This window comes from Dactylosporangium sp. NPDC051485, from assembly GCF_040682015.1.
GTDB lineage: Bacteria > Actinomycetota > Actinomycetes > Mycobacteriales > Micromonosporaceae > Dactylosporangium.
The window spans coordinates 15,934-41,559 of record NZ_JBFAZW010000001.1; the positions used below are offsets into that span (position 1 = coordinate 15,934).

Genomic DNA, 25,626 nt, shown 5'->3' on the forward strand with positions numbered 1-25,626 from the left:
AGGTACAGCGGGCATCCTCTGGAGATATGACCGACATCCCCGCGGCGCCGCTCGACCCCCACGCGGTCGAGGCGGCGCTGCGGCCGTTCGGGGCGTCCCGGACGCTGCCGGCGGCCGCGTACACCGACCCGGCCGTGCTCGCCTGGGAGCGCCGCCACCTCTTCGCCGGCGCCTGGACGTGCGTGGGCCGCCTCGACGAGCTGCGCGAGGGCTGCACCCAGCGCGCGGTCACCGCCGGTGACGTCGGCGTGCTGCTCACCTTCGGCGAGCGCGGCGCACCCCGGGCCTTCGCCAACGTGTGCCGGCACCGGGGCCACGAGCTGCTGGCCGACGGGGAGGTCGCGGACCGCCCGTCGGCCGTGTGCCCGTACCACGGCTGGGCCTACCGCCTCGACGGCTCCCTCGCCACCGCGCCGCACCTCGCCGCGACCGACACCAGCGAGCTGAGCCTGGTGGAGCTGCGCGTGGCCGAGTGGCACGGCTGGCTGCTGGTCAACGCCGGGCACCCGGCGCCGCACATCGGGTCGTACACCGGTGCGCTGGACGGGCTGCTCGCGCCGTACAACTTCGGCAGTCTGCGCAAGGCCGCCCGGCACGACTACCGGATCGCGGCCAACTGGAAGGTCGTGGTCGAGAACTACCAGGAGTGCTACCACTGCCCGCTCATCCACCCCGAGCTGTGCCGGGTCTCGCCGCCTGCCTCCGGCGACAACTGGGCGCTGCCGGGCGCCTGGGTGGGCGGCACGATGGACCTGCGCGAGCACGCCGAGACGATGTCGTTCGACGGCCGCGGCCCGGGCCGGTGCATCGCCGGGGCGCCGCGGCGCACCATCCTCTACGTGGCGCTGTTCCCGAACCTGCTCGTCTCGGCGCACCCCGACTACGTCATGACCCACCGGCTCACCCCGGTGGCGCCGGACCGCACCGACATCGAGTGCACCTGGTACTTCCCCGACCCGGACGTCGACCCGGCCTACGCGGTCGACTTCTGGGACCTCACCAACCGGCAGGACTGGGCGGCCTGCGAGTCGGTGCAGCGCGGCCTGTCCTCCCCGCACTACGTGCCCGGGCCGCTGGCGGACAACGAGGACGCCGTGTACCAGTGGATCGCCCTCGTCGCCGCCGCGTACCTCGACCCGGTCGCGGCCCTGCGCAAGGCGACGTCAGCGCTCGTGGAAGACACACCCGGCTAGCGCGCCGCCGGTGTAGGCGACCACGCCGGCGTCGCGCCCGGCGACGGCGCGCACGAACGTCCCGGCGTAGCCGCGGCCGGTGAGGAACACGCCCCACGTGGCCGTGTACGGGTCCGGCATGAGCTCCGGCTCGGGCACCACCCGCCGCTGCAGCACGAACGGGCCGCCCTCGGCCCGGCGCAGCTCCCGCTCCCACTCGTCCGGCCCGACCAGCCAGCCGGCCACGAAGCCGTGCCCGCCGTGCAGCATCGTCGCCTTGACGACCAGCCGCTCCCGGTCGCGCAGCGCGTAGTCGAGCAGGTCGGCCCGCTCGCCGTCGACGGTGACCGGGCCGGCCTGCAGCCGCCGCGTCCACGGCAGCACCCGGTCGATGACGTCCAGCTCGGCCGCGCAGAAGCGGTCCCGGTGCCGCTCGTCGGACAGCAGCACCAGGGCCGTCTTGCTGCCGTAGAGCTCCGAGGCGATCGGGGTGAACATGGCGACCTCGCTGCGGGCGGCCGCCGCCAGCACGGGGGCCAGCAGGCCGGCGCCGCCCGGGCGCAGCAGCGACTCGACCAGGAAGAGCCGGTACACCACGTCGAGGCGGCGGCCGTGCAGCCAGACACCGCCGTCGCGGTACTGCAGCATCCCGACGTGCCCGACGATCGCCTCCACCCCGCGCTCGCCGAGCAGCTCGGCGTTGCGGCGCAGCTGGACCTCCAGGTGCGGGTAGCTGTCCGGCCAGTCCACGATGCCGACCAGCGGCTGCCGGCCGGCCGTGCCCGTCTCGTCGCCGAGCGTCTCGGCCAGCGCCACCAGGGTGTCGACGTGGCCGAGGTTGTGCTCGGCGGCGAACTGGGCGAAGGCCGGGCTCTCCAGGTACGCCTCGTTGAGCCGCGCGTTCTCCAGCCCGCCGACCGCGCCGGTCACGTTGAGCTCGAGCAGCTTGAAGCCCTCGGCGTCGGCGTAGAGGTCGGCCCGGGCCAGCCGGGTGACCTGCCCCTTGGCCGCCCGCGCGGCGTCGATCTGCGGGCCCTGCGCGCCGACGGCGGCGGCGAAGGCGGCCGCGTCGCCGTCGAAGAGCCGGTCCGGCAGGCTGGTGAGGGCGGCGTGCAGCACGCGCAGGTCCGCGTCGAGCCCGTCGCGCTGGGCCCTCGACAGGAACAGCGGGCGGGGCAGGTGACCGTTCCCGTAGTACGTGTCGTTGAGCCCGGCCCCGCCGAGCGCCTTGACCAGTTCGTCGGGCGGCACGCGCCCGGCGGCGACGGCGTCGAGGTACGCCCGGGTCATGGAGTTCACGACGGCACCTTCTCGATCTCGATCCGGCCCTCGATGGCCCGGATGTGCTGGTAGTCGGCCTCGATCCGGTCCGGGTCCGGGCCGGCCAGGATGACCCAGGCCAGGAACGTCACCAGGTCGTCGCTGGCCGGCACCAGGTCGCCGGTGCCGAACGGGAAGTGCTTGGCGACGAAGGACGGCAGCGCGTCGACGCCGTCGAAGATGTCGCCGTTGCGCCAGATGCCGGCCGCGGGCGAGGAGATGAAGACCGCCGACAGGTGCTGCCGCAGCTCGTAGTCGGGGCGGAACCGCCCGTGCAGCCGGTGCGCGACCGTCCGGGCGATCTGGCTGTCGCCCGTGGCCATCCGGGTGATCATCTGGTGGCCGCCGCCGGCCGGGCGGGCCCCGACCTCCATCAGCCGCGGGCCGTGCTTGGTGAGCATGACCTCGCTGTGCCCGCAGCCGTTGCGCACGCCGAGGGCGTCGAGGACGGCGAAGACGTACGGCCGGATCTCCGCCACGTCGGGGTCGTCCGGGGCCAGGAACTGCACCCGCTCGTAGATGCCGATCCGGTCGTCGCGGCGGGCCTTGGCGTAGCGGCACACGTCGACCAGGCCGTGCCGGCCGTCGACCGAGTACGTGTCGATGAGGAACTCGGTGCCCTCGGCGTACTCCTGCACCAGCACGGCCTCGTTGCGCAGCCCACCGTAGTTGATCTTGCCCAGGATTCGGTCGAAGACCGGGTGCCAGTCCTCGCCGGGCCGGATGAGGTGCACGTCGTCGGTGGCCGCGGACTTCGGCGGCTTGACCACGAACCGCCCGCCGGCCAGGCCCTGCTCGGCGATCCAGGCGTCCAGCTCGTCCCGGTCGGCCGAGCAGTGCTGACGCAGGTGCGCCAGCCCGGCCCGCCCGAGGGCCTTCGCCATGTGCCACTTGTCGCGCCGGTCCAGCGTGGTCGACGAGTCGTTCCCGGCCTGCGGGCACAGGATGCCGGTGAGCGCGTCGCACAGCTCGACGCCCACCTCCGATCCCGGGATGAGCCATTGGGGGTCGTACTGCCGCAGCTCCCCGGCCAGGTCGGCGACGCTGCGCTGCCCGAGGACGTGCACCTTGGCGAAGTTCTCCGGGTGCCAGGTGTGCGCGAACGCGGGGACCGCCCGCTCGGAGGTCATGACGGCGATGGGGGTCAGCCCCTCGGCCCGGAACGCCTCGGCGTACTCCTGCCCGGTGGAGATCGGTTCCACGAGGACCGCATACTGCTCAGGCATTGGCGCTCTCCTTCGCTGCCGGTTGGGTGTCGCGCATCGCGGTCCAGGCCACGACCAGGCCGAGCAGGCTGGCGGCGCCGAAGAGCCACCACACCGGCGGCCCGAGGGCCAGCCACAGCGCGACGCCGCAGATGGGGCCGAGCACGGTGCCAAGGCCGAACATGGCCTGGGCCGCGCCCTGGTAGCGGCCCAGCAGCTCCTCCGGGGCGGCCAGCGCCGGGTAGGCGAACATCGTCGGGCCGCCGACCAGCTCGGCGAGGGACCACAGCACGGTGCCGGCCACGAACGCGACCACGCCCCAGCCGAAGCCGTACAGCCCCTGCCCGACGCCGAGCAGCAGGAACCCGGCGGCGGCCACGTAACGCGGCGCCCGGCGCTGGGTGACCTTGGTGACGAGCAGCTCGAACGCGACCACCATGAGGCCGTTGAGCGCGAGCATGGCCGCGTACCAGCCGGTGGCCAGCCCCTCGGCACGCATGGCCAGCGGCAGCACGGCGATGTACTGCACGTAGACGAAGATGTTGAGGAACATGGCACCGAGGAAGAGCACGTAGCGCCGGTCGCCCAGCATCGCGCCGTAGCCGCCGCGGACCGGCGCCCCGGACTTGGCCCCGTCGCGCCCGCGCGGGAACAGGAACACGGCCACGAGCGCGAAGACCGCGGTCGAGCCGGCCTCCACCCAGTACAGCAGCGTGTAGGAGACCGCGACGAGCAGCGCGCCGAGCAGCGGGGCGGTGCTCGCTCCGATGTTCTGCACCAGCCGGTACACCGCGAAGATCATCACGCGGCGGTGCCGGGCGGTGTGCGAGGCGAGCATCGCCGAGGCGGCCGGCCGAAAGAGCTGGGTGCTCAGCCCGACCAGCGCGACGACGACCAGGATGGCGGCGTACCGGTGCAGGTACAGCACGGCCGGCAGCAGCACCGCCGAGCCCGCCATGCTCAGCAGCGTGGTCCGGCGCGGCCCGAGCCGGTCCGCGAGCGCCCCGCCGGCGAGCAGCCCGCCGATCGTGCCGGCCCCGTAGCCGCCCAGCGCCCACCCGGCCTGGGCCGAGGAGAACCCGCGCGTGGTGAGGAACAGCACGAGGTACGCCTGGAAGAATGTCCCCAGCCGGTTCACCAGCACACCGACGAGCAGCGCCCGCACCGGCGCGGACGTGGCCCGCAGCGTGGCGAGGACGCCCGCCTCGGCGTGCTCCTCCGCGGTGGCGACGGCGGCGGTCACGTGGTCACCCGCAGCGCGGCGCCGGCCCCGTCGAGCGCGGCGCGGCACTCGGCGGCCGTCTGCGCGACCGCGATGGCGAACGCGAGCCGGCCGAAGGTGGTGCCCCTCGGCGGCGGCGAGACGACGGCGCCGGGTTTGACCAGGGTCACCGCCTCGGCGATCGCGGGCGGCAGGGCCTCGGCGTCGAACGCGATCGACGCGACCGTGGTGTCCTCGGCGTCGGCGTAGAAGAACCGGATGCCGGCGACGCGCGAACGGTCCCGGGCCACCTCGGGCGGGAGGCCGCAGGCGGCCGCCGCGGCGGCCGGGCCCGGGTCGACGCCCGTGGCCAGGGTGCCCAGGTGCGGGATGAGCCCGCCGCCGAGCCGCGCGTTGATCTCGATGACGAGCGGGGCGTCCGCGGTCAGGCGCAGTTCGGTGTGCGTGAAGCCGTCGCGCAGGCCGATGGCGTCGTGGGCGTGCTGCAGTACCGCCCGGAGCCCCTCGTCGGCGAGCAGCGGGTCGGCGCCGTCGACGATGTGGCCGAGCTCCTCGAAGTAGGGCTCGTAGCCGACCTCCTTGCGGGCCAGGACCACCGGGGTCAGCACGCCGTCGTGCACGACCGAGTCGACGCTGATCTCCGGGCCGTCGGCGTACTGCTCGACGAGCACCGACACCTCGTAGGACGGGGCGCCGGGGACGGTGGTGTCGCGGGCGAAGGCGAAGTGCCGCTCGACGTCGGCCGGCCCGTCGGCGCGGACCACGCCGAGGCTGGCGGCCAGCGCACGGGGCTTGAGCACGACCGGGTAGCCGATGCCCCCGGCCGCGGCGAGGGCCTCCTCGAGCGAGCCGACCAGGACCGACTCGGGCTGCGGGACGCCGGCCGCGGCGAGGGCGGACCGGGTGGCGTGCTTGTCCCGGCAGGCGGCGACCGCGGCCACGCCCGGGCGGGGCGCGCCGAGCGCCGCGGCCAGATGGGCGGCGGGCAGGATGAGCGCCTCGTCCCAGCACAGCACGCCGGCCACGTCCTCGACCGCCTTGCCGGCCACGGTGAGCGCATCGACGTCGGCGAGGTCGGGCACCTGGGTGGCGCCGGAGAGGTACGGCGGCTCCCAGGTCGGGGCGGACGGGCTGAGCAGGTGCAGGCGGTAGTGCGGGGAGATGGACTCCAGCAGGTACTGCCGGTAGTCGCGCATGCCGGTGCCGACCAGCAGGATGAGCGGCTTCGCCACGGTCGTCATGCCGGCACTTCCTCGATGCGCGAGGTGCCGGCCGAGCCGTCGGCGCGCCGCCAGCGCTCGGTGAGCCGCAGCCGGCCGTCGGCGAGCCGGTCGGGGGTGCTGACGCAGGTGCCGGCGATCACCGCCCCGTCGGCCATGACCTGGCAGTAGGCGGCGCTGATGACGCCGTCGGACCCGCACGTGCCGACCAGGCGCCCGGAGCGCACCGGCCCGCCCTCGAACTCGGCCCACACCAGCGTGCCGTCCTGGTGGTAGCAACCGACGGCGCCGTTGGGCTCCTCGGGCTGCACGACCAGCCCGTCGTAGGTGCTGACGGTGGTGCTCATGCGATCCACCGCACCGGGCAGAGGTCGTCGATGACGTTGAAGACCTGGCGGCCGGCCATCGCGTTGATGACGGTCGCGGCCCGCACCGGCAGCAGGGTCAGGTTGGCGTCCGGCACGCCGTGGCTGTACCGGGCCCGGTTGAGCACGAAGATGCGGTGGCCGTTCATCCCCTTCCACCGCAGCGAGTAGTCGGGCTCGATGAGCATGTCGCCGTCGTCGTCGTACTCCACCCGCTCCGCCAGGTCGTCGTCGAACGGGACCGGGCTCGCCTCGCGGCCGACGGCGACGACGACGTACCGCGCCCGGTGCTCCTCCCGGCCGCCCGGGGTCTCGCAGCGCATGACCAGCTCCCCGCCGTCGGCGGCGACGGAGACGACGTCGCGGCCGGGGTACAGCACCGCCGGGAACCGGTCGAGGTCGAGCATGCGGTCGTAGTTGCTCTGGTACAGCACCCGCAGCGCGCCGGGGGTCAGCGCGTCGCCGGTCGGGCCCTGCTCGACCACGAGCCGGCGACGGGTGCCCCGGCTGAGCTGCTGCAGGAACTGGCCGTGGGCCGGGCGGTAGAACTCGTTGGCCACGGGCGAGTCGTCGATGGTCTGGAACCACTGCCGACGGCCCAGCCAGCGCACGTCGGTGAAGCCCGCGTACAGCAGCTTGAGCACGCACTCGAGGCCGGTCTGCCCGCCGCCGACCACGGCGACCGGCGCGTCCAGGGCCCCCTCGGCGGCCTTCATGGCGCCGATGTGCCAGCCGAGGTCGTCGGCGATGAACGCGGTGTCCGGCAGGCCGTCCAGCCACGCGGGGCGGGAGGCGCGGGTGCCGACGCCGATCGACAGGTGCCGGGCCCGGGCGATGGGGCGGCCGCCGGCGAAGAGCTCGAAGCCGTCGTCGGTGTAGGTGATCCGCTCGACGTCCGTGCCGTAGTGGATGCCCTCGATGCGGCGGGCGGCCCAGGTGAGGTACCGCACGTACTCCAGCCGCGGGATGGTGTCGAACTGGGCGTTGAGCAGCGCGAACAGCCGGCCGGTGGTGACCAGGTAGTTCATGAACGTCAGGGGGTGCCGCGGGTCGACGAGCGAGACGAGGTCCTTCATCCACGACGTCTGCATCCGCACGCCGGGGCTCAGCAGCGCCGGGTGCCAGGCCGGGCCGGGCTGGCGGTCGAAGAGGGCGACCGGGCCGAGGCCGGCGGCCGGTAGCAGGGCGGCGAGGCTCAGGTTGGCCGGCCCGGCCCCGATCCCGACGGTGTGATAGGTCGGCAGCTCAGTGGGTTGCACGCGCTTCCTCCTGGATGTGCATGAGTTGGTCGGTGGCCCGGGCGGCGGCGGCGAGCGCGGTCTTGGCCGCGCCCCCGGAGCCCCCGGTGAATACGTGCATGCGTCCCCCCGTGCCAGGGACCTCGCGCAGGGCGAGGACCGGCGGGTCGGCGTAGCAGTCGGTGGCGTCGGCGCGGCCCAGCGGCGGGCCGATGCGCAGCCCGGGCAGGCGGCGGCCCAGCAGTGCCGCGACGTCGGCCGGCGGCGCGGTGGGCGGGGCGCCGGGCTCGACGCCCCACTCGTCGGTGGCCACGCCCGCGATGAGGCGGCCGTCGCCGAGCGGGATGCCGTAGAGCGGGCCGTCGCAGAAGATCGGCGGGGGCGGGCCGAGCAGCCGGTGCACGGTGTACCGGATCGCCTTGACCTTCAGGTCCAATGTGGCCAGTCCGGCCCTCGCCAGCAGCGCCGGGGTCCAGGCGCCGGTCGCGTAGACGAGCACGTCCGGCTCGCCGCTGAGCCGCTGGCCGATTGCCGCGCCGGGGCGGCCCTCGAGGTCGCGCAGCAGCGCGTCGCGCAGCGCCGCGACGTCGATGCGGCCGCCGGTGTCGTCCCGCACGGCGGTGGTACCGGCGGCCAGGCCTGCCCAGCCAAGGCCCTCCAGGTCCCCGGTGCCGAGCGGGCCCGGCTCGCCGACCAGGACCGTCGGCATCGGGCGGAAGCGGGACCACTCCAGCAGGGCCGGGCTGCCGCGCAGCTCGGCCAGGCTCGCGGTGGCCAGGCAGCGCTGGACGGGGTCCGGGTCGTAGGAGCGCACCGCGCCGCCGGAGACCGCGGTTGCGTCCGTGCGCCCGGGCGGGCCGGTGGCGAGCTCGACCCGGACCCCGGCGCCGGCCAGGCGCCAGGCCAGGGTCGTGCCGGCGATCCCGGCGCCGAGGATGCCGACCCGCATCACGCGCCGCCGGTGAGCACGGACCGTAACGTCGCGCCGGCGTCCCCGCCCGCGGCCAGCAGGGCCAGCAGCGCCCGAGCGGCCAGCGGGGCGTCGAAGCCGGTGTAGCGCAGCGCCAGCTCCCCGCGCCGGCGCTCGGCCTCGATCAGCTCCGGCGGCAGTGCGTGCGGGTGGACGGTGCCCTCCAGCAGCGGCCGGACGTAGGCGGCGAAGGCCTCGAAGGTCTCCCGGGTGAAGTCGCTGCCGACCCGGTCGGGCCGGTTGAACGCCAGGAACAGCCGCACGATCGCCGGGTCGGCGCCGGCGAGCAGGTCGTTGGCCCAGATGGCGTGGTTGCGGCTGGTGGAGAACTTGAAGCCGTCGAGGGTGAAGAACCGGTTCACCACGCTCATGCCGGCCAGCCGCCCGAGGTCGACGCCGGCCGAGGCGAGCAGGGCCGGCCACATGATGCCGTAGAAGTAGGCGTTGTCGATGCCGTAGAAGTTCCACATGCCGCGCACCCGCCGCCGCCACACGTCGGCGTAGGCGGCCGGGTCCTCCTCCACCCCGGGCTGCAGCGCGTGGGCGACCCCGCGGACCAGGTTGAGACAGACCTCGACGTAGACGTCGACGCGCATGCCGTCGATCGGGCCCGTGCCGGGCACGCCCCAGTCGGTCGGGTACGCGGCCGGGATCACCGGCAGCTCCCCCCGCAGGGCCGTGCCGATCAGGGCACGCACGTCGACCGGCAGCTCGGCGCGCAGCCACAGCGACTCCAGGGCGGCCCGGTGCCGCTCCAGGTCGAGCACGGGGATCGTGGCGGTGAACGGCACCGGGGCGCCGCCGCAGCGGGCGCAGCGCACCTCGACCATGGTCTGGGCCGAGGTGAAGCCGCCGCAGCCCTCGCAGCCGCCGCCGCAGGCCTCGTGGCCGCAGGCGCCGCACAGGCCCTCGACGTAGGAGTGGTGCAGGGTGCGGGCGCAGCCGGCGCAGCGGTGCAGCTCCAGCTCGCGCAGCGGCAGGGCGCCGCGCTCGACCAGCCGGGCCACCATGCCGGCCATCGCCGGGGCGTAGCCCTCGGCCCGCGGGTCGACGAAGGCGTCGTAGCCGATGCGGGCCCGGCGCAACGCCTCGACGATGTCGTCGCGGTAGCCGTCGACCATCTTGTCCACGTCGACGCCGTCGAGCTCGGCCCGGGTCAGCACGTAGTTCTGGTGCACGTCGACGCCGGCCATGGCCAGCACGTACTCGCCCCGGGCCCGGGCGGCCCGGGCGGCGAAGTCGGCCGCGAGGTACGGCCCCGAGAGATGCCCGACGTGCAGCGGGCCGTTCGCGGTCGGCGGCGGGATGGACACCACGTCGACCATCGGCTCCGGCTCAGCCATCGTTCTGCCCTCTTTTCGCAGCCCTCTTCGGACCTTGCTCGAACCAGTAGGCGCTGAAGACGACCAGCGGCTCGTCGGGCCGGCGGTTGTGCACCACGTGCCGCTCCCCCGCCTCGAGCAGGAACGCGCCCCCCTGCCGCACCTCGACCGGCTCAGCACCGTCGACCGACACCGCCGCGTCGCCGCTGACCACGATCGACAGCTCCAGCTCCGGGTGCCGGTCGGCCGGGCTCACGCCGCCGGCCGGCACGCGGTACCACATCGCCCGGAACGGCATGGCGCCCGCGCGCTCATAGCCGTCCCACCGGAACACGTCCACGTCCCCGACCGGCTCGTTGGGCCCGTCGGACAGCTGATACGTCCGCATGGCGGCCAGTCTCGGGGTGCGTCCCTGCGGACCGGTTGCGGCGCGGTGCCGGACCTCCTTGCGGTTGCCTTGCGGCCCGCGTTCCTCGAACGATCTCGACCCGCCGCGCCTTGCGATCCAGCGATAGGGTTCGATCGTGCAGTTTCGGTTACTCGGCGCGGTCGAAGCGGACGTGGCCGGCCGGCCGATCAAACTCGGCTGGCGCCAGGAGCGCTGTCTGCTGGCGTTGCTCCTGTTGGAGGGCGGCCGGCCGATCCACAACGAGCGGCTGGCCGAGCTGATCTGGGAGGGCGAGCCGCCGCCGGATCCGCGCGCCGCGCTGCACGTGGTGGTGGCCCGGCTGCGCGGGCACCTCAACGGCGCCGACGCGGCCGCGCACGGGGTGCGGCTGGTGACCAAGGGCGACAGCTACGCCCTCGAGGTCGCCCCCGAGCAGGTGGACGTGGCGCGCTTCCGGATGCTGGTGGCCCGCGGCCGATCGGCCGAGCACCCGGACCGGGCGGCCGCGTTCCTGCGCACCGCGCTGCGGCTGTGGCGCGGCCCGGCGCTGGCCGACGTGGCCGGCCCCTGGTTACGCCGGCGGGTCACCGACCCGCTGGACGAGCTGCGGCTGACCGCCACCGAGGAGCTCATGGAGGCCGAGCTGGCCGCGGGGCGCCACCACGAGCGCATCGCCGAGCTGACCCAGCTCGTGGCCGAGCACCCGCTGCGCGAGCGGCTGCGCGGGCAGCTCATGACGGCGCTGCACCGCGAGGGCCGCCGGGTGGCCGCCCTGGACTGCTACGAGCAGCTGCGCCGGACCCTGCGGGACTCGTTCGGCCTGGAGCCGGGCGCCCAGCTGCAGCAGCTGCACGGCCGGATCCTCCGTGACCTCGGGCCCGCGCCCGCACCGCAGCCTTCGCTCGGGGTGCCGGCCCGGCCACCCACCCCGGCCGAGCTGCCGGCAGACGTGGCCGGGTTCGTCGGGCGGGACGCCGAGCTGCACCGGCTCGACGCGATGCTGCCGGAGGCGACCGCCGGCGGCGGACCGGTCGTGGTGACCGCGATCGCGGGCACCGCGGGCGTGGGCAAGCCGAACCCAGGAAACTAACCTACAAATTTCCGCCCGGATCGCACCGTTTGATCCGGGAATCGACCCTCGGGTCCCTGCATCTGGTGCTCAGTGCTACCGACATTCCCCGCACTGGGAGCGCCTGCCAAGCATACGGCACCGAGGCTGATCGTCTCCTGACTCGGGCGCACGACCTGGCGGCATCGTGGCTCAACCGGCGCGAACTCGTGTTGATCCACTCCGTAGGCCCGCCCGGCGAAAGCAGACGGCTCTGCGACATCGCGGCCACGATCGGCCACGGCGTCACCATGGGCACGGCGAACCGGCCGGCGACCGCGTGAGCCGCCGCCGTCACCGCCGCGACCGCATCGGCGAAGACCGACCCGGCCGGCTCCGGCATCACCGGATCCGCCGAGACCGCTACCAGCACCCGGGTGAACCAGACCCGCAACCGCTCGGCCCGGCCGGCCACCCGCCGCAGCCAACCCCCTCACCGTCCTCAACGGGCGGCCGGCCGCCGCCGCGATCGGCCGCGCACCCAACCCGACTGCCTTCGCCATTAACGCCGTCCCGATCACCGCCACCGTGTCCGCCCGCCCGGGTGTGTCAGCCGCAGCGAGGAGCTAGGCGACCCCATGGCGAGCGAGATAGAGCGATACCAGAGCAGTGATCGCGGGAACCCCGATGATCAGCAGACAACCTTGGTTGGCCAGCGGCACTGGCGTCCCGACAGGCTCGCCAGTCACCGTATTCACCCACCCCGTCCCGCCGCAATCCCAGCAGTGCTTTGAGCCACCGCCCTCTCTGTTGCCGTAAAAAGATCCTTTGCCTTTGCATGTCGGGCACCATCGTGCGTTGCCATTCGACAAGATTTACATCCTCCGCTCAGGGGTAGTTGTGTGTCCGCATCCTCTCCAACATCTATGCGGAGAGCAATCGGCCCAATAGCCCGAGCGGGCCTTCCGCGCAGCCCATCGCGACGTGGTGCGGCCCCAGGGCCCGCTCTGTCCGTGCAGCTCTCGTTGTGATAGCCCCGCAGTGCCTGCATCACCGACACGGTGATCAGCTCGGCATCGGTGATCTTCGGGGCAATCCCGACCTTCGGCCGCCACCGATTGAGCTGCGGGGACGCCTTCAAGTCGTCGTCGATCCTGACGTACAGTGCGGTCGCGAGGGTGTCCAGATCGACGTGCACGGGGCCTCCATGGTCTCGTTGCCTAGGCAACGTCGATCATGGATGCCCTCGCGCCTGTCTGCGGCCCCGTATCCCTTAGAATCGATCATCTAGGCAACACCGGGCCGGCTGACTCCGGCCCGGGTCCGGCGCGGATTTCGTCACCTACGCGCGAAACTCCCCGTCCCTGCCGGCGCACCGAAACCCACCCGGCCAGGACCAGGCCGCCCACCCGGGTCCCGCAACAAGCACGTCGCCGCTCATCCACCCGTCGGGAAAGCCGAACACCGGAACCAGACAGCAAGCACCAAACCTATCGAAAAGGTTTAAAACTAGCTAAGCAGCCCGGGGTGATGAGAGCGCGGCTAGGGCTAGGTGCCATGGGAACGCGGTGATCTGCTCGTCGCCAGTTCCCGGCGGGTGAGGCACCCACTCGCCTGATCCGAAGAGGACTCGCACACCCTCGGCGCGCAGCGACGCTACCGATCGGATAAACGGGTGTCTTGAGGCTAGGGCTGAGTTGACGAACGGGAGGATGACGACTGGGGTGCCTCGTCCGATCGCTTCTGTGACGACGTTCAGGGCGTAGGTGTCGTTAATACCTAACGCCAGCTTGTTGATGGTGTTATAGCTGGCTGGCGCCACGATGAGAGCGTCCGGAGCTCTTGATCTTGTCGTGCCGGACGGCCGATAGTCATCGCGGACCTTGGCGCCACATATGGCGCTGAGCGCGTTGACGTCAACAAATCCCATCGCGGCGGGCGTCGCGACCACGCGAGCGGACCAGCCGGCCGTCTGGGCCAGCTCGACCAATGTTCCCACGTGCGGCGCGGGACCAGCGCCGCAAACCACGATGCACAGCGTTGAGCCTGGCTGAGGTCCGCTCACGCGGCGGCTCCAACGGCGCGGGCGTAGTCCTGGACTTGGCGCCGCAAGGGATCCGGGCATCGGCGGCCGAGCTCATTGATCAACTGATGCACCGAGCGACGGCTCCGGACTTCTTCGGGCGCAAATGCCTCGGCCGTCCGGATAGCGTCCAGCGCCCGCTGGCACTTGCCCCATTGCGTCAGGGCTCTGGCGGTATCCAGCATTAGCATGGCTTGGCGTTCCGGCACGGCGATCGCTTTGAGATTAACGGTTTCGGCGAGATCGACGGCGGTGCCAGCGTCGCCGAGTTCGACGGCGACGGCGACTCGATGTACGAGGACGTTTGTCGGACCGAATGCCGTCCAACAAGCGTTGCCGTCATGGCCGAGATGAGCTGCGGATGCGGCTGCCTCGTCGAGCAACGCGCCGGCGAGGTCTCGATCTTCAGCATGGGCAGCAGCGACGGCGCCACGCAAAAGAAGAGCGCCGTGCACCGAAAGCGCGGGCTTGGAGTTCAGCCCGGCATCCGCGGCGAGTCGGTCAGCTGCGACCGCTGCAAGGTTGGCCGCTCGTGCCGGATGGCCACCGGCGAGCAAACTGTGTACCACAGCGCGCACGCTACTGGCGATGACGAGCGGCTCACCGCTGTTCTCGGCCGCTGCCATGCTGCGGTCTGCGGCCACCGCTGACAGCGCAACATCATCTGACTTCAAGCAGAGTCCGCTGGCAACTTGATATGCCTGGGCGGCCAACTCGGCAATCCGCGGTTCACGTGACTCGGCTTGTGCGCCGGCAAGAGCCGCTAAGACGGTAGGCAACTGCCGTAGGGCGTTCTCGTAGCGGCCGTGTTGGTAACCGCGGCGGACCTTTGCTACCTGCGCCTCGATCTGATCGAGATCGGTTGTCTCGCTCGGTGATGCTTGCGCTAAAGATCCGTACGGCGAGGAGAGGGCGCCTATCAGGCCGGCAAGGACGGTGCGGCGGCGCATGGTGTCGTTGTCCTCCGCCGTGAGGTGATCCGAGGTTGTTCCCTTGTCAACGTAGAGGCGGTCTAGTCGGGCCGCCAATCGTGTTGGGAATATCGGTCCCGGGCGAGCGCCGGCAGGAATATCGTGCTCGCTCGTCGATGCCTGGGGATTGTTAGGCAGCGTGAACCACAGCAGTGCTGGTGGTATGTGCAGCAGCTGGGCCCAGAAGATGAGCCGGTCGATGGGTTGGCGGTCGGTGGGTTGGCGTTCGAGGCGGCTGATCTGGGCCTGGGTGAGGTGTGCCCAGCCGGCGACGGCAGCTTGGGTGATCGGGGTGTCATGGTACGGGTGGGTGCGGAACCCGGCGATCATGTGGCCCATGTGCCGCTCGTGAGCGGCGCCCCGGATGGATGGGTAGTCCCAGAAATCCGGGGGGACGTCGGGTGGCTGCTCCCGCTCGCTGATGACGGCCGGTCCGCACACGCTGCAATACGGCCCGGGGTTGTCCCGGGCAAGACCGGCGTGGCAACGGGCGCATCCACGCCCGCTCGGGAAGTCCACGCGATCAACCCCCACCCACTTCGGAGGACTGCGATACGCAGGGGAGCCTACCGATATCTCCCAGTGACGTACACCTAGGCGCACCACGATCGTCGACCTGGAGGCCGATCGTCTAAAGATCAACGGGTCGGGTAGCCATCCGCCGTCCGCCGTGATCGCGTCACGGTTACGCCATGACGGCCCAATAGGGTGGAGCTGGCCCCGGTGCGCGGGGCTGCTGCTTGGGTCGAGGGAGGCGGTCGGGCGTGGGTTCGGCGTATCGGCAGGTGACGACGGCGATTGATTCGCTGGAGCAGGCTCAGCGGTTGGGTCGGGCGGTAGTCGAGGCACGGCTGGCTGCCTGCGCACAGGTTCTGGGCCCGATGTCCAGTACCTATTGGTGGCGGGGCGAGGTGCGGGTCACGGATGAGTGGCTGATCGTGTTCAAGACGTCGGCTGACCGGTTCGCGGAGTTGGAGGCGTTTGTCAGGACCGCGCATCCGTACGAGGTGCCCGAGGTCGTCAGTGTGGCGATCGATTCGGGCAGCCGGGCGTATCTCGACTGGATCGATGTGGAGGCAACCGGCCGGGCGGGGACTAGTGGAGGCTAGTGGCTAGCAGCTCGTGTAGTTGCCGCATGGCGGGCACGTGCGTGAGCTGCGCGGCCTCGCGCTGGACGCGCTGTAGGCGCTGTCTGCCCATGAGGACGTCGTGGGTGAGGGTTGCGGTCAACGCACTCGTGGCGTAGGTGGCGGCGTTGTCATATTGCCTGCGGTGGAGTGCGGCGGTGGCCACGTCGGCCAGGACGATGGCGTGCAGCTTCTCGTCGCCGGGTTCGAGACCGGCAATGACCGCGTTGGTTGTGGCGTCGAGGTCGGGGTGGTCGAGCCGGGTGTAGGTCGTGATGGCGATGCTGCCGAGCCGGCTGGGGTTGAGGAAGCTGGTCCAGCTGCGCTCGATGGCCGGTCGCGCTGTGGCATACGCGCCAGCGGCTCGTGTCAGCGCGCGTTCCGCTGATGCGTGCTCGCGTGGGAGTCGAGCTGCTACCTCGGCTTCCCGGGCGGCGAGCCAGGCGCCGGTCGTCAGGCTCGTCTTCGCGTTGATGAGCGTTTGTGCGGTGCGAAGCTGTTCGAGGGCCTGCGGGTGTGCGGCGCGGGCTTCGGCGAGGTAGCTGCGGTACGCGAGGACGCACGCGTGCAGCGGTCCGTCGCCGGCGTCGCGTGCAGCGTTCTCGGCGAGGTCATAGAACCGTTGCGCGGTCGGCTGGTCGCCCAGGTCGAAGGCGATCCAGCCGTAGAGCACGAGCGCTTCACCGGTTGTGGACAGCAGCTGACGGCGCAGAGTCGACGGTGGCTGCTGGTCCGCAACGATCGTGGTCAAGCGTTGAATGTGCGTCCGTAGGCCCGCAGCGAGTCTCCGGTTTGGGACGAGTTCCTCGCGGCGGAAAAAGTCGGCGGTGCGATCCTCAAGGAGGGCTATCGCCTGTTCGTCGAGTGGTGCTCGGCCGGCAAGGATTCTGGCGATGCGGTTCCACGGTTGCTCGACGTCGACGCCGAGGCCGGTTGCGGCCACACCAACAGCGAGCGGGAGTGTTACAATGCTGCGTCGTTTCACTGGTTCCTCCTCGCCGTGGCTGTCCGTTTCGACGGTACCGGCGATGCGGCCAGGGTCCGATACGTCGCTCGCGTCGGTGGGAAACCATGTATACGAGGGCGGCATCTTGAGCGCTCGCGCCCAGCGCTGCAGCTTCTCGGGCGTGCGGACGCGGCTGGTGCCGCGCTCGATGCGGCAGATCTGCGCTTGGGAGAGCTCCAGCCACGATGCGATCCACTCCTGCGGCACGGGCCGCCCGTCGGGGAGCCGATTGTCCGGGTGGTAGCGGTAGGCGCGGCAGACCTGCCCCATGTCTTCGGTGTGCCCGGCGCCCTGCAGGGACGGATGATTCCAGAACTCGTCCGAGCGGCTCGGGGCTTCGGCTGGTGCGGCGACATGTGCACCGCAGGGGCCGCAAACCGGGCCGGCATTGTCGCGGGCGAGCAAGGCGCGGCAGCGGGCGCACCGGTGCGTATCCGGTGAAGCCATGCCATCGACCTCCGCCTGTGTCGGAGCTGTAGCGGTACGTCGACGAGCGTAATCGACCTGGACACGGTGCGTACATACGCCGGGCTACAACCGTTGCCCGCGTATGCGGCCCCGGCTAGGCGTTGATCTATGTCGCCGGAGCCGCTCGGCCGTGATGGATGGCTGTGACGGGCAGGAACAACGCGCGCCCGGCGTTCCGTCGTTAACTCGCCGCTACCGACGTGCTGCGCCTTGTGATCTCCGCGGGGGTCGTTGAAACTCGTTCGAGCAACTCCGAGCACGACCCGAGCGAAGGAGACCCCCGTGACGCTACGGTTCCTGGGCAAGGACCCCGACAGTCCCGTCAGCGACTCGCCGACGATTTGGGACAATGGCCACAGTTACGTGATCCAAGGGTGGAAGATCGCTGATGCGGCGACGCTCGCCGAAATCGGTGAGATCCCGGACCACGAAACCGTCCTTGAGATTCCCAAGCGGATGATGCAGTTCTTTCCGGAGGTGCACGGTGACAGCGCAGCCGCCGACGTTTGACGAGCTGCTGCGTGCGACCCAGCGGTCAGCACTGCACCTCGAAACTCGGGACGGCTACTCCACCAGCCACCACGCCTACCGAAGCTGGCAGGCCGGCGAGCACGTCGACCCGCACGCTGTCTGGCCGCAGTGGCGTGAATTGCTTGCACCGGTGACCGAACGCGGCGCCGTTGTGCAGCGAGCCCGGATCGTCAGCGAGCCGATCAGCGACTACATCCGCTTCGAGCACGCCATCACCCCGGACCTCAACCTTGCCGCCGGTGAAGACGTCCGGTGGCTGCCGCGCCGGCAGGCATCCGACCTTGCCCTGCCGGGCAACGACTTCTGGATGTTCGACCACCACACGGTGCTGTGGGTCCACTTCACCGGCGACGGTGAGTCGGCAGGCCACGAGATCACCGACGATCCGGCGCTGGTCAAGCTGTGCAGCGACGCATTCCAAGCAGTGTGGGAGCGGGCCATCCCGCACACCGACTACCGGCCGAACTAACCTCACCAACCAGCAGCCTCCGGTGCCATCGCCGTCCTCCAGCGTCCAACAAGCCAAACAGGCCCTGGGCAGCCGGCTGCGTGAGATCCGCAATGACGCGGGCCTCACCGGCCGGCGCCTGGCCGACCTGGCCGGATGGCACCGCACGAAGGTGAGCAAGATCGAGCACGGCACGACCACGCCGACCCCCGACGACATCCGCGTCTGGTGCGTGCACTGCACCGCAACAGACCAAAGCGCCGACCTGATCGCCTCCCTGAAGGCTGTCGAGGGGATGTTCGTCGAGTGGCGGCGGCTGGAACGCACCGGTCTCCGCCTTGCTCAGGAGTCCGTGACTCCGCTGTTCGACCGGACTCGGATCTTCCGGGCGTATGAGTCGTGGCTCGTCCCGGGGCTGCTGCAGACCGCCGGATACACCGCGGCGATCTTGACGGCGACCGCCGCCCGACGCAACGTGCCCGACGACATCGACGAAGCCGTCGCAGTCCGCATGCACCGCCAACGCGTGCTCACTGAAGGCGACCACCGCTTCGCCGTCGTCATCGAGGAGTCTGTGCTCCGCGCCGGCATCGCCGAAGTCGACGTCATGGCCGGCCAGCTCGGCCACCTTCTGACCGTCGGCTCATTGCCGTCGGTCAGTCTCGGGATCATCCCGTTCGGGCACAGCCGAGCACTCCGCCCGGTCGAAGGATTCTGGATCTTCGACGAAGAGCGCGTCACGGTCGAGCTGATCTCCGGATTTCTGACGATCACGCAGCCACGGGAGATCGCCATGTACGTCCATGCGTTCGACTCGCTGGCAGGGCAGGCAGTCTTTGGCGCTGCGGCTCGGACCTTGATTGCATCCGCGATCACCGCGCTCGACGACCTGTCGTGAAGCGTTCGAGCAACTTCAAGCACACTCGTTGAGGTTGATCTTTCCGTCGCCATAGCGTGCTGAAGCAGTGAAACGGCATTCGTTGTCGCAGTTCGGCCACCAGGCTTTATACATCGATCGTCCGTTACTCCGGGTGCTACTCGAAGGACGTATAGGTGATGCCGGTCGACGACGCCACGATGGCTCTGCAATGAAGATCGATGGCGGACGAACCCGTCAGCCCGTCCCCGCTGGAGGTATCGATGTTGACGGCCAGCCGTCCTGCATCCGAAGCGGGCCGCAGAGAATCGGATGCTGCGGCTCGTCCATGGCCTACCAACGCGGCGGAGCAGCGGCTTACGGGACCAGGTACCGGCGTTTCCCGGTCCACCGGTTGGCTCAACGCCCCGGCGCTCGGGTCGCTGCTGGTGTGCGACGGGTGCGACCGACCCCTGCAACTGTCGTGGAGCCCGGAAGGCCGACGGCGGTACGTGTTCCTGTGCGGTTGCCAGCGGGCCGAGGTCGACGCCGCACTGGTCGAACGGCTCATCCGTGATCGGGTCGAGGCCGAGTCGGCAATCTTGGCGACCGACATCAGTCCTGAGGAGCTTTCGCGGATCGTCCGCGCTCTGTTCGTCGCGGTTCGCATCGGCAATAGCGCTGACGACCTGGTGTTCGTCTGGAGGATCTAGCAAGGCTTCTGGCCGCCGTCACTGCGCAGGCTGATGGCGGCGGCCAGATTTCACAGCTCACACAACACGGCATCAGCGCGTCAGGCGGTGACGCGCGGATGGGTCATGCCCACCGGCGGCCGGTCGGTGGTTCACGAAGTCGATTGGGAGGACAAGCGACGTGAGTACAACACAGCGAGTACCGGTGCCGGCGGACGGGGCGCCGGTGCAGGGCAGTGGGTACCGGCCGGAGTTGCGGCGGACCCTCGGGTTCCGCGACCTCGTGGTGTACGGGCTGGTGTTCATGGTGCCGATTGCCCCGATGGGCATCTTCGGCTCCGTCTACGCCTCGTCCGGCGGCATGGTGGCCTTGGCGTACGTGGTCGGCATGATCGCGATGCTGTTCACGGCGGCGTCCTACGCCCAGATGGTGAAGGCGTTCCCCCTCGCAGGGAGCGTCTACAACTACGCGGGCCGGGGCATCGCGCCGCCGGTGGGGTTCCTGGCCGGGTGGGCGATCCTGCTGGATTACCTGCTGGTGCCGAGTCTGCTGTATCTGATCGCGTCGGTGGCGATGAACGCCACCGTCCCCGCTGTCCCGGTGTGGGCGTGGCTGATCGGGTTCGTGGCGTTCAACTCGTTCGTCAACGTCCGCGGGATCAAGATGACCGCCCGTTTCACGATGGTCATGCTGGCCCTGGAAGCGGTCGTGCTGGTCATCTTCCTGGTCGCCGCCGGGATCGCCCTGCTGGAGGGCAAGGGCCACGGCTCGGTGTTCGCACCGTTGTACAACCCGGCGACGTTCAGCGCGGTGGTGGTGTTCGGGTCGGTGTCGGTGGCGGTGCTGTCGTTCCTCGGCTTCGACGGCATCAGCATGCTCGCGGAGGAGAACCGCGGCGGCGCCGGGCAGATCGGCAAGGCGATGATCGCCGCCCTCGGCCTGGCCGGGCTGCTGTTCATCGCGCAGACCTGGGCCGCGTCGCTGCTGGTCCCGGACCCGGCCGGGCTGCTGGCCAACGGCGACCCGAACGGGGTGGCGTTCTATGACGCGGCTGCGGTCGCGGGTGGTGCCTGGCTCAAGGTGCTGACCGCGGTCGCGACGGCTATCGCGTGGGGTGTAGCGAACTCGATGGTCGCGCAGGTCGCCACGTCGCGGCTGCTGTTCGCGATGGCACGGGACCGGCAGCTGCCGAAGTTCCTGCGCAAGGTGTCGATCAAGCACGGCGTCCCCGCGAACGCGATCGTGCTGACCGCCGTGCTGTCCGTGGCGATCGGTCTGTACATGGCCTGGCGGTCCGACGGCATCGAACTGCTCTCATCGCTGATCAACTTCGGGGCGCTGTGCGCGTTCCTGGTCCTGCACGTCGCCGTGGTCTGGCACTACATGGTCCGGAACAAGTCGCGGAACCTGTGGGCGCATCTGCTACTGCCGGCGGCCGGGTTCGCGGTCCTCATGTACGTAGTGATCAACGCCAACGTCGCCGCGCAGCGCCTCGCGCTGATCTGGATCGTCATCGGTGTCCTCGTCCTGATCGGCCTGTACGCGGCCGGGCGCCGCCCGACGCTGTCGGGGATGAGCACGTCGGCGTCGAAGGAGGCGGCATGACCACCGCCGGGCACAGCACGGTGACCGGTCCGACGGTTGTCGAGCACCTGATGACGGAGCCGGATCTGACCTATGTGTTCGGCGGGCGGGACCCGATCGCAGAGGTGCTGCCCGGTCAGGTGCTGCTCACCAGCACGGAGGACTGCTTCGGCGGTGCGGTGCTGTCCATCGACGACCTGCCGTCCAAGGTGTGCCAGGGCCGGTTCAACCCCGTCACCGGCCCATTCCAGGTGCCCGGCGCGATGCCCGGCGACACCCTCGCGCTGCACTTCGCGGCGATCCGACCGGCCCGCGACTGGGGCATGTCCGCGGTCTTCCCGCACTTCGGCGCCCTGACCCGCACGCACGCCACGGCGATGCTGCACGAGCCGCTGCCGGAACGCGTCTGGCAGTACGACATCGACACCACGGCCGGCATCGTGCGCTACCGAGCCCGGCACAGCGACTACACGGTGGAACTGCCCCTCGATCCGATGCTCGGCACCGTCGGGGTCGCCCCACCCGGCGGCGAGGTCCGCTCCAGCATCGTGCCCGACCTGCACGGCGGGAACCTCGACACCCCGGAACTGCGGGCCGGGACCACACTCTATCTGCCGGTTAACGTGCCGGGTGCAATGTTCTCCCTCGGCGACGGCCACGCCCGGCAGGGGCAGGGCGAGGTGTGCGGGGTCGCGGTGGAGACGGCGATGCACGTCACCGTCGTCGTCGAGGTCCTCAAGGACACGCTGACGCCGGTGCCGCGCATCGAGACCGACCATCAGCTGATCTCGATCGGCGTGGCCCGGCCCCTAGAAGACGCCTTCCGCGGCGGCTACCACGACCTGGTCCTGTGGGCCGCGCAGCTGACCGGACTGGACGTCCTGGACGCCTACCAGCTCGTCTCGCAGGCCGGCCGGGCCGCGCCCGGTAACGTTTGCGACCCGAACTACACGATGCACGCCGCCGTCGACACCGCCGTGCTGCATGGTGTGACCGGCTACGGCGGCGTCCACCGGCGGCTGAGGGACGTGGGCCGGACTGTGCCCGCCGACGTCCTTGAGACGCCGCCCGGGACGGCGTTCGGGACGATGCGGTGAGCGACGATGACTCGGGCACTCGGCGAACCCGCAGCCACGATCCGGCACCCGCTGCGGGTGGAGCTGTACTTCCTGACCCACAACGAGGCCGGCGAGCCGCTCGCCCATCACCGGGCTCTGTCCATGGCGCTGGCCGGTGCGATCCTCGCCGACCTGGCCGCCCCGACAGCCCATGTGCAGATCGTCTACGGGTCCGTGCTGGTGCGGACGTGGCAGCTGACCGGCGACCCGGTCGCCGACTGGGCCCTGCGGGTTCTGCAGGCGCACCGGCCCCCACCGGCCGCGCACGACGCGGAACATCAGTACCTGAAGGTCCGCGACGCGATCCGGGAGCTCGCCGTCGCCGCCTACGAACGGACCCTGGCCGGGCTGGTCGCCGGGGACCTGGTCCGGGAAGCCGTACGCCGCCGGATCGTCGGGACCAAGGTGCGGACCTTCCCGCCGACCGACGACCGGGTCATCGCCAGGGTCCGCGGCCGGTTGAGCAGCGTTCTAACCGGGTTCACCAAGCCGGACTGGCAGACCGACGCGCTCGGCGGCATGGTTCGTGCCCTGGACCTGGTGTCGGAGCTATACCTCGACGGCTCCGGTCTCGACATCCCCGCGCTGCTCACCGAGATGGTCCAACGCGTCGGCGAGGGCTACTCGGGCGTGCGGGAGATCATCGAGGCCACCGATGAGCTCGTCGCTGAAGCGGCCGTAGCGGTCTACGGATAGCCGTAGCGCCAACGGTCACGGGTTCAGCGGCGGGGGCGCTGTGCAGCCTTCGTCTGCGACCAGGCAACCGGTCTCGTCGCGGGAGGCAGCGCCGCAAGGTCAGCACTGGATGCCCGGCCGGACTGCCGACCGGCAGCGGCCGGGCTCCGGACGGGCGGCGGTGCGCCTCCACCGCCGAGTGTTGCCCGCCGTCCACGCGGGGTGGTTCGGCTCCGAGCCTCCCAGGGATGCCGGACCACCCCGCACCCCTCGCCGCGCCCGGCACCGAGCCCACAGCCGCGGGCCGGGCTTGACGAGAACAACAGCACTACGCGTGTGTTTCGGCGCCCGTGCCGAACCACCGCATGTCGGATACCACCCTCGACCAACGCACCAGCGCACATGCAGGGGTCCGGCCCGGCCGCCAGATCCGAGCCGGACGGGCCGAACCCCTGCACCGCCAGACCGCAGACGACGCCGGAGGACGCCATGGCCACCAACCACGATCTCGACCTTGCGCCCGCGCGCTCCTCCCCGCTCGCCCGAGCGGCTGACCGCCCCGACCTCCACAGGTCCGGCCACGGCCGCGGGCGACCGCTGGACTGCCTCGCAAGGGAGCTGTAGGCGTGAACGCCGCCGTTCCACCCCAGACCACCGTGTCGGTCGCGGTCACGCTGCTCTTCGAGGTCCCAGCCGCGGCCTGGGCGATAGCCCACGACCTCGCCCCAGCTGCGACGGCCGACGTCGCACAGCACGTCGCCGGCTACTTCTTCACCGCCATCACCACCGGCCGGATCACCGACGCCCTCGATGAGGCCCTGCCGGCATGGCAGCCCGCCGGTGGAACCGTGCGCGTCCTCGACGGGGTCGTCACCACCGGAGGCCCCCTACCGGACATGACATCGCCGCCGGTGAACCGGGCGACAGCAGCGCCAAGCACGCCGCCGGAAGCACCGCTGCCGCTGCTGCTGCTGCCCATCCAGCGAGCTGCGCCTGACAGCGCAACGAGCCAGGGGTGGTGGCCACCGCAGTGGTGGGACCACGAGCCGGTCCGGCCGACCTGGCTGTGCCGTGTATGCGGCCAGGTGTGGCCTTGCCAGACGCGCCGCGCCCAACTCCGAGCCGCTGTCAACAGTGGCGGCCGGGCCGGCGTCGGGCTGCTCCTCGACCACTGCCTGATCCAGCTCATGCACGACCAGCCAGACCGCTGCCCCGGCTGCCTCGCCGACCAACTCATGACCGGCATCCGCGCAGACCCGCACCGCGGCTCCGGGCACCCGCCTCGCCGCACTGGCACCACTGCCAGCGAGCCAGAGGGGTTCGGGTTCACCAGCGAACGTCCACCGCACCGACCCGACTGTCCGACGACCAACGGAAACGACCACCATGACGACTGACACAGCCACCAGCAGACCCCAGCCGGCCCCCGCCGCACGGGAACGCGGATGGTGGCGCTCCGACGAGGTTAGTGCTGATATCGCCGCCCGCTACCGCGACGGCCGGTCGGTTCGCGGGATCGCCGTCGACCTGCACTGCGGCTACGGCACCGTGCATCAGGCCCTCGTCCTGGCGCAGGTCACGATGCGGCCCCGCGGCGGCAGCCGCAAACGCCCCGGCGCCGAGCCCGACCACCGAGCCGGCGGGCGGTTCGACCACCGGGTCCGGGCCGGGATCTGGGCAGCGGTGGAAACCGCGGAAGACCACCTCGCGCAGAATCGTCCAGACCCAGCCGGGCAACTGCTCGCCGATGCGCTGTCCCCGTTCGATCCGGAGACGGTCCGGCCGGAGGAGTGCCTGGTCGAGGCGGCCATCGTCTACGCCGCGACAGCCGACGGGAGCGACGTGGATGCGGTGCTGCCGTGGGCGCGATATGCGTACCGCAACAGCCGCCGTGTCTTCCCGACCGGTCACCTCCGCATCGCTATTGCGGTGGAGACCTACGCCAACGCGCTCGACGTGGCCGGCGACCGGGCCGCGGCGATCCTGATCGAACGGGAACACATCGCGTTGCTCCCCGCTGACCGCAGCAGCACCGATCTACACCGGCTGCATCTCGCCCGGACACTGCACGACGCCGGGCAATGCCAGCAGGCACTGCACGAAGCCGCCGCCCTGCTCGAAGTGATCACCGAACGCCAGCCGATCCTCGACGGTGACGCGGCGGCGCTGCTGCGGTCGGTCGCCGCGATCCAGCACGGCTGCCACCAGCACGACCTGGCCGCCCACACCGCTGCCCCGACCACACCGGAAAACGTCCGCGGTGACCTGCGCAGCATCCCCGGCTACGCGCACCTGGCCGCGGCGTGGCAACAGGAGCCAGTCGAGCACGCCGCCACCTGGCATCCCGGTCAGGTTTGCGACCACCCGGCATGTCCAGCCGCCAGGTCCGCGCCCGGCTCGGCGGGGCAGCTCACACCATCGGCGCCCGGTGCCGCGGCGTCGCTCCCGCAGGACGGGTGCCGGACATGACGGTGCGCATGGACATGACCCGCCCGCCGCGCCGGGCCGTCGTGCGACGCGCCGCAACCCTGCACGGCGAGGACCGCCACCGGGCAGCAGGCCGGTCGCCGGCCGGACCGGCACGGGCGGCAGTACG

24 protein-coding genes are annotated in these 25,626 nt (G+C 71.1%); 12 read left to right on the forward strand and 12 right to left on the reverse strand.

Annotation, left to right across the window (positions count from 1 at the left end):
- Nucleotides 1–26: 26 nt before the first annotated feature.
- Entirely contained in the window at nucleotides 27–1,193 is a 1,167-nt protein-coding gene (locus AB0M46_RS00075; RefSeq protein ID WP_363331928.1) for an aromatic ring-hydroxylating dioxygenase subunit alpha, read from the forward strand.
- On the opposite strand, the gene AB0M46_RS00080 is transcribed toward AB0M46_RS00075, so the two are convergent.
- Genes AB0M46_RS00080 through AB0M46_RS00120 form a run of 9 tightly spaced genes read right to left on the reverse strand, consistent with a single transcriptional unit; the run spans nucleotide 1,164 to nucleotide 10,422 of the window.
- Nucleotides 1,164–2,471, reverse strand: a complete 1,308-nt coding sequence (locus tag AB0M46_RS00080) for a hypothetical protein (RefSeq protein ID WP_363331929.1) — start codon at nucleotides 2,469–2,471, stop codon at nucleotides 1,164–1,166. The genes AB0M46_RS00075 and AB0M46_RS00080 overlap by 30 nt on opposite strands.
- The gene (locus AB0M46_RS00085) at nucleotides 2,468–3,718 is read right to left on the reverse strand and encodes an ATP-grasp domain-containing protein (RefSeq protein ID WP_363331930.1); all 1,251 of its coding nucleotides are present in this window, start codon (nucleotides 3,716–3,718) and stop codon (nucleotides 2,468–2,470) included. Before AB0M46_RS00085 ends, AB0M46_RS00080 begins: the two co-directional genes overlap by 4 nt.
- Nucleotides 3,711–4,940: an MFS transporter gene (locus AB0M46_RS00090; protein WP_363331931.1), complete on the reverse strand. Its 1,230-nt coding sequence runs from the start codon at nucleotides 4,938–4,940 to the stop codon at nucleotides 3,711–3,713. The genes AB0M46_RS00085 and AB0M46_RS00090 overlap by 8 nt, the downstream gene beginning before the upstream one ends.
- Entirely contained in the window at nucleotides 4,937–6,160 is a 1,224-nt protein-coding gene (locus AB0M46_RS00095) for an ATP-grasp domain-containing protein (protein ID WP_363331932.1), read from the reverse strand. The genes AB0M46_RS00090 and AB0M46_RS00095 overlap by 4 nt, the downstream gene beginning before the upstream one ends.
- Nucleotides 6,157–6,486 (reverse strand): hypothetical protein, encoded by a 330-nt coding sequence (locus tag AB0M46_RS00100; RefSeq protein WP_363331933.1) that lies wholly within the window; start codon nucleotides 6,484–6,486, stop codon nucleotides 6,157–6,159. Before AB0M46_RS00100 ends, AB0M46_RS00095 begins: the two co-directional genes overlap by 4 nt.
- Nucleotides 6,483–7,763: a SidA/IucD/PvdA family monooxygenase gene (locus tag AB0M46_RS00105; RefSeq protein ID WP_363331934.1), complete on the reverse strand. Its 1,281-nt coding sequence runs from the start codon at nucleotides 7,761–7,763 to the stop codon at nucleotides 6,483–6,485. Before AB0M46_RS00105 ends, AB0M46_RS00100 begins: the two co-directional genes overlap by 4 nt.
- Nucleotides 7,750–8,694 carry an FAD-binding oxidoreductase gene (locus tag AB0M46_RS00110; RefSeq protein ID WP_363331935.1) on the reverse strand — a complete coding sequence of 315 codons (945 nt, stop codon included), beginning with the start codon at nucleotides 8,692–8,694 and terminating at the stop codon, nucleotides 7,750–7,752. The genes AB0M46_RS00105 and AB0M46_RS00110 overlap by 14 nt, the downstream gene beginning before the upstream one ends.
- Nucleotides 8,691–10,055 (reverse strand): class I tRNA ligase family protein, encoded by a 1,365-nt coding sequence (locus tag AB0M46_RS00115; RefSeq protein WP_363331936.1) that lies wholly within the window; start codon nucleotides 10,053–10,055, stop codon nucleotides 8,691–8,693. The genes AB0M46_RS00110 and AB0M46_RS00115 overlap by 4 nt, the downstream gene beginning before the upstream one ends.
- Entirely contained in the window at nucleotides 10,048–10,422 is a 375-nt protein-coding gene (locus tag AB0M46_RS00120) for a cupin domain-containing protein (RefSeq protein WP_363331938.1), read from the reverse strand. Before AB0M46_RS00120 ends, AB0M46_RS00115 begins: the two co-directional genes overlap by 8 nt.
- A 136-nt stretch (nucleotides 10,423–10,558) precedes the next feature.
- Between AB0M46_RS00120 and AB0M46_RS00125 the strand changes: the two genes are divergently transcribed.
- The gene (locus AB0M46_RS00125) at nucleotides 10,559–11,512 is read left to right on the forward strand and encodes a BTAD domain-containing putative transcriptional regulator (RefSeq protein WP_363331939.1); all 954 of its coding nucleotides are present in this window, start codon (nucleotides 10,559–10,561) and stop codon (nucleotides 11,510–11,512) included.
- Nucleotides 11,513–12,983: 1,471 nt separating this feature from the next.
- On the opposite strand, the gene AB0M46_RS00130 is transcribed toward AB0M46_RS00125, so the two are convergent.
- Nucleotides 12,984–13,508 carry a flavoprotein gene (locus tag AB0M46_RS00130; protein ID WP_363332107.1) on the reverse strand — a complete coding sequence of 175 codons (525 nt, stop codon included), beginning with the start codon at nucleotides 13,506–13,508 and terminating at the stop codon, nucleotides 12,984–12,986.
- Between the two features lie 23 nt (nucleotides 13,509–13,531).
- The gene (locus tag AB0M46_RS00135; RefSeq protein ID WP_363331940.1) at nucleotides 13,532–14,863 is read right to left on the reverse strand and encodes a hypothetical protein; all 1,332 of its coding nucleotides are present in this window, start codon (nucleotides 14,861–14,863) and stop codon (nucleotides 13,532–13,534) included.
- A gap of 425 nt (nucleotides 14,864–15,288) precedes the next feature.
- Here AB0M46_RS00135 and cutA point away from each other — a divergent pair, with 425 nt between their 5' ends.
- The gene (gene cutA / locus AB0M46_RS00140; RefSeq protein ID WP_363331941.1) at nucleotides 15,289–15,633 is read left to right on the forward strand and encodes a divalent-cation tolerance protein CutA; all 345 of its coding nucleotides are present in this window, start codon (nucleotides 15,289–15,291) and stop codon (nucleotides 15,631–15,633) included.
- On the opposite strand, the gene AB0M46_RS00145 is transcribed toward cutA, so the two are convergent.
- Nucleotides 15,620–17,104 carry a hypothetical protein gene (locus AB0M46_RS00145; protein ID WP_363331942.1) on the reverse strand — a complete coding sequence of 495 codons (1,485 nt, stop codon included), beginning with the start codon at nucleotides 17,102–17,104 and terminating at the stop codon, nucleotides 15,620–15,622. The genes cutA and AB0M46_RS00145 overlap by 14 nt on opposite strands.
- 303 nt (nucleotides 17,105–17,407) lie before the next feature.
- Here AB0M46_RS00145 and AB0M46_RS00150 point away from each other — a divergent pair, with 303 nt between their 5' ends.
- The 9 genes from AB0M46_RS00150 (at nucleotide 17,408) to AB0M46_RS00190 (ending at nucleotide 25,499) form a co-directional block, all read left to right on the forward strand.
- Nucleotides 17,408–17,635, forward strand: a complete 228-nt coding sequence (locus AB0M46_RS00150) for a hypothetical protein (protein ID WP_363331943.1) — start codon at nucleotides 17,408–17,410, stop codon at nucleotides 17,633–17,635.
- Nucleotides 17,610–18,125: a DUF6879 family protein gene (locus AB0M46_RS00155; RefSeq protein ID WP_363331944.1), complete on the forward strand. Its 516-nt coding sequence runs from the start codon at nucleotides 17,610–17,612 to the stop codon at nucleotides 18,123–18,125. Before AB0M46_RS00150 ends, AB0M46_RS00155 begins: the two co-directional genes overlap by 26 nt.
- Before the next feature lie 22 nt (nucleotides 18,126–18,147).
- Nucleotides 18,148–19,002, forward strand: coding sequence for a helix-turn-helix transcriptional regulator (locus tag AB0M46_RS00160; protein ID WP_363331945.1), 855 nt, complete (start codon nucleotides 18,148–18,150; stop codon nucleotides 19,000–19,002).
- A gap of 200 nt (nucleotides 19,003–19,202) precedes the next feature.
- Complete coding sequence (locus AB0M46_RS00165; protein ID WP_363331946.1) at nucleotides 19,203–19,673, forward strand: hypothetical protein; 471 nt, start codon at nucleotides 19,203–19,205, stop codon at nucleotides 19,671–19,673.
- Nucleotides 19,674–19,833: 160 nt separating this feature from the next.
- Nucleotides 19,834–21,258 (forward strand): APC family permease, encoded by a 1,425-nt coding sequence (locus tag AB0M46_RS00170; RefSeq protein WP_363331947.1) that lies wholly within the window; start codon nucleotides 19,834–19,836, stop codon nucleotides 21,256–21,258.
- 50 nt (nucleotides 21,259–21,308) lie between these two features.
- On the forward strand, nucleotides 21,309–22,334 hold the full coding sequence (locus AB0M46_RS00175; RefSeq protein WP_363332108.1) for an acetamidase/formamidase family protein: 1,026 nt from the start codon (nucleotides 21,309–21,311) through the stop codon (nucleotides 22,332–22,334).
- 6 nt (nucleotides 22,335–22,340) lie between these two features.
- Nucleotides 22,341–23,051, forward strand: a complete 711-nt coding sequence (locus tag AB0M46_RS00180) for a GPP34 family phosphoprotein (RefSeq protein WP_363331948.1) — start codon at nucleotides 22,341–22,343, stop codon at nucleotides 23,049–23,051.
- Nucleotides 23,052–23,656: 605 nt separating this feature from the next.
- Entirely contained in the window at nucleotides 23,657–24,427 is a 771-nt protein-coding gene (locus AB0M46_RS00185) for a hypothetical protein (protein WP_363331949.1), read from the forward strand.
- Entirely contained in the window at nucleotides 24,417–25,499 is a 1,083-nt protein-coding gene (locus tag AB0M46_RS00190; RefSeq protein WP_363331950.1) for a helix-turn-helix domain-containing protein, read from the forward strand. The genes AB0M46_RS00185 and AB0M46_RS00190 overlap by 11 nt, the downstream gene beginning before the upstream one ends.
- Nucleotides 25,500–25,626 lie beyond the last annotated feature (127 nt).

Excerpts from the sequence above, each read along its gene's own strand:
- AB0M46_RS00165 (WP_363331946.1), top strand. The coding sequence starts at position 19,203 with ATGGCGGACGAACCCGTCAGCCCGTCCCCGCTGGAGGTATCGATGTTG.
- AB0M46_RS00075 (WP_363331928.1), top strand. The coding sequence starts at position 27 with ATGACCGACATCCCCGCGGCGCCGCTCGACCCCCACGCGGTCGAGGCG.
- AB0M46_RS00190 (WP_363331950.1), top strand. The coding sequence starts at position 24,417 with ATGACGACTGACACAGCCACCAGCAGACCCCAGCCGGCCCCCGCCGCA.
- AB0M46_RS00145 (WP_363331942.1), bottom strand. The coding sequence starts at position 17,104 with ATGGCTTCACCGGATACGCACCGGTGCGCCCGCTGCCGCGCCTTGCTC.
- AB0M46_RS00120 (WP_363331938.1), bottom strand. The coding sequence starts at position 10,422 with ATGCGGACGTATCAGCTGTCCGACGGGCCCAACGAGCCGGTCGGGGAC.
- AB0M46_RS00175 (WP_363332108.1), top strand. The coding sequence starts at position 21,309 with ATGACGGAGCCGGATCTGACCTATGTGTTCGGCGGGCGGGACCCGATC.
- AB0M46_RS00180 (WP_363331948.1), top strand. The coding sequence starts at position 22,341 with ATGACTCGGGCACTCGGCGAACCCGCAGCCACGATCCGGCACCCGCTG.
- AB0M46_RS00100 (WP_363331933.1), bottom strand. The coding sequence starts at position 6,486 with ATGAGCACCACCGTCAGCACCTACGACGGGCTGGTCGTGCAGCCCGAG.
- AB0M46_RS00135 (WP_363331940.1), bottom strand. The coding sequence starts at position 14,863 with ATGGGCCACATGATCGCCGGGTTCCGCACCCACCCGTACCATGACACC.
- AB0M46_RS00115 (WP_363331936.1), bottom strand. The coding sequence starts at position 10,055 with ATGGCTGAGCCGGAGCCGATGGTCGACGTGGTGTCCATCCCGCCGCCG.
- AB0M46_RS00095 (WP_363331932.1), bottom strand. The coding sequence starts at position 6,160 with ATGACGACCGTGGCGAAGCCGCTCATCCTGCTGGTCGGCACCGGCATG.
- AB0M46_RS00085 (WP_363331930.1), bottom strand. The coding sequence starts at position 3,718 with ATGCCTGAGCAGTATGCGGTCCTCGTGGAACCGATCTCCACCGGGCAG.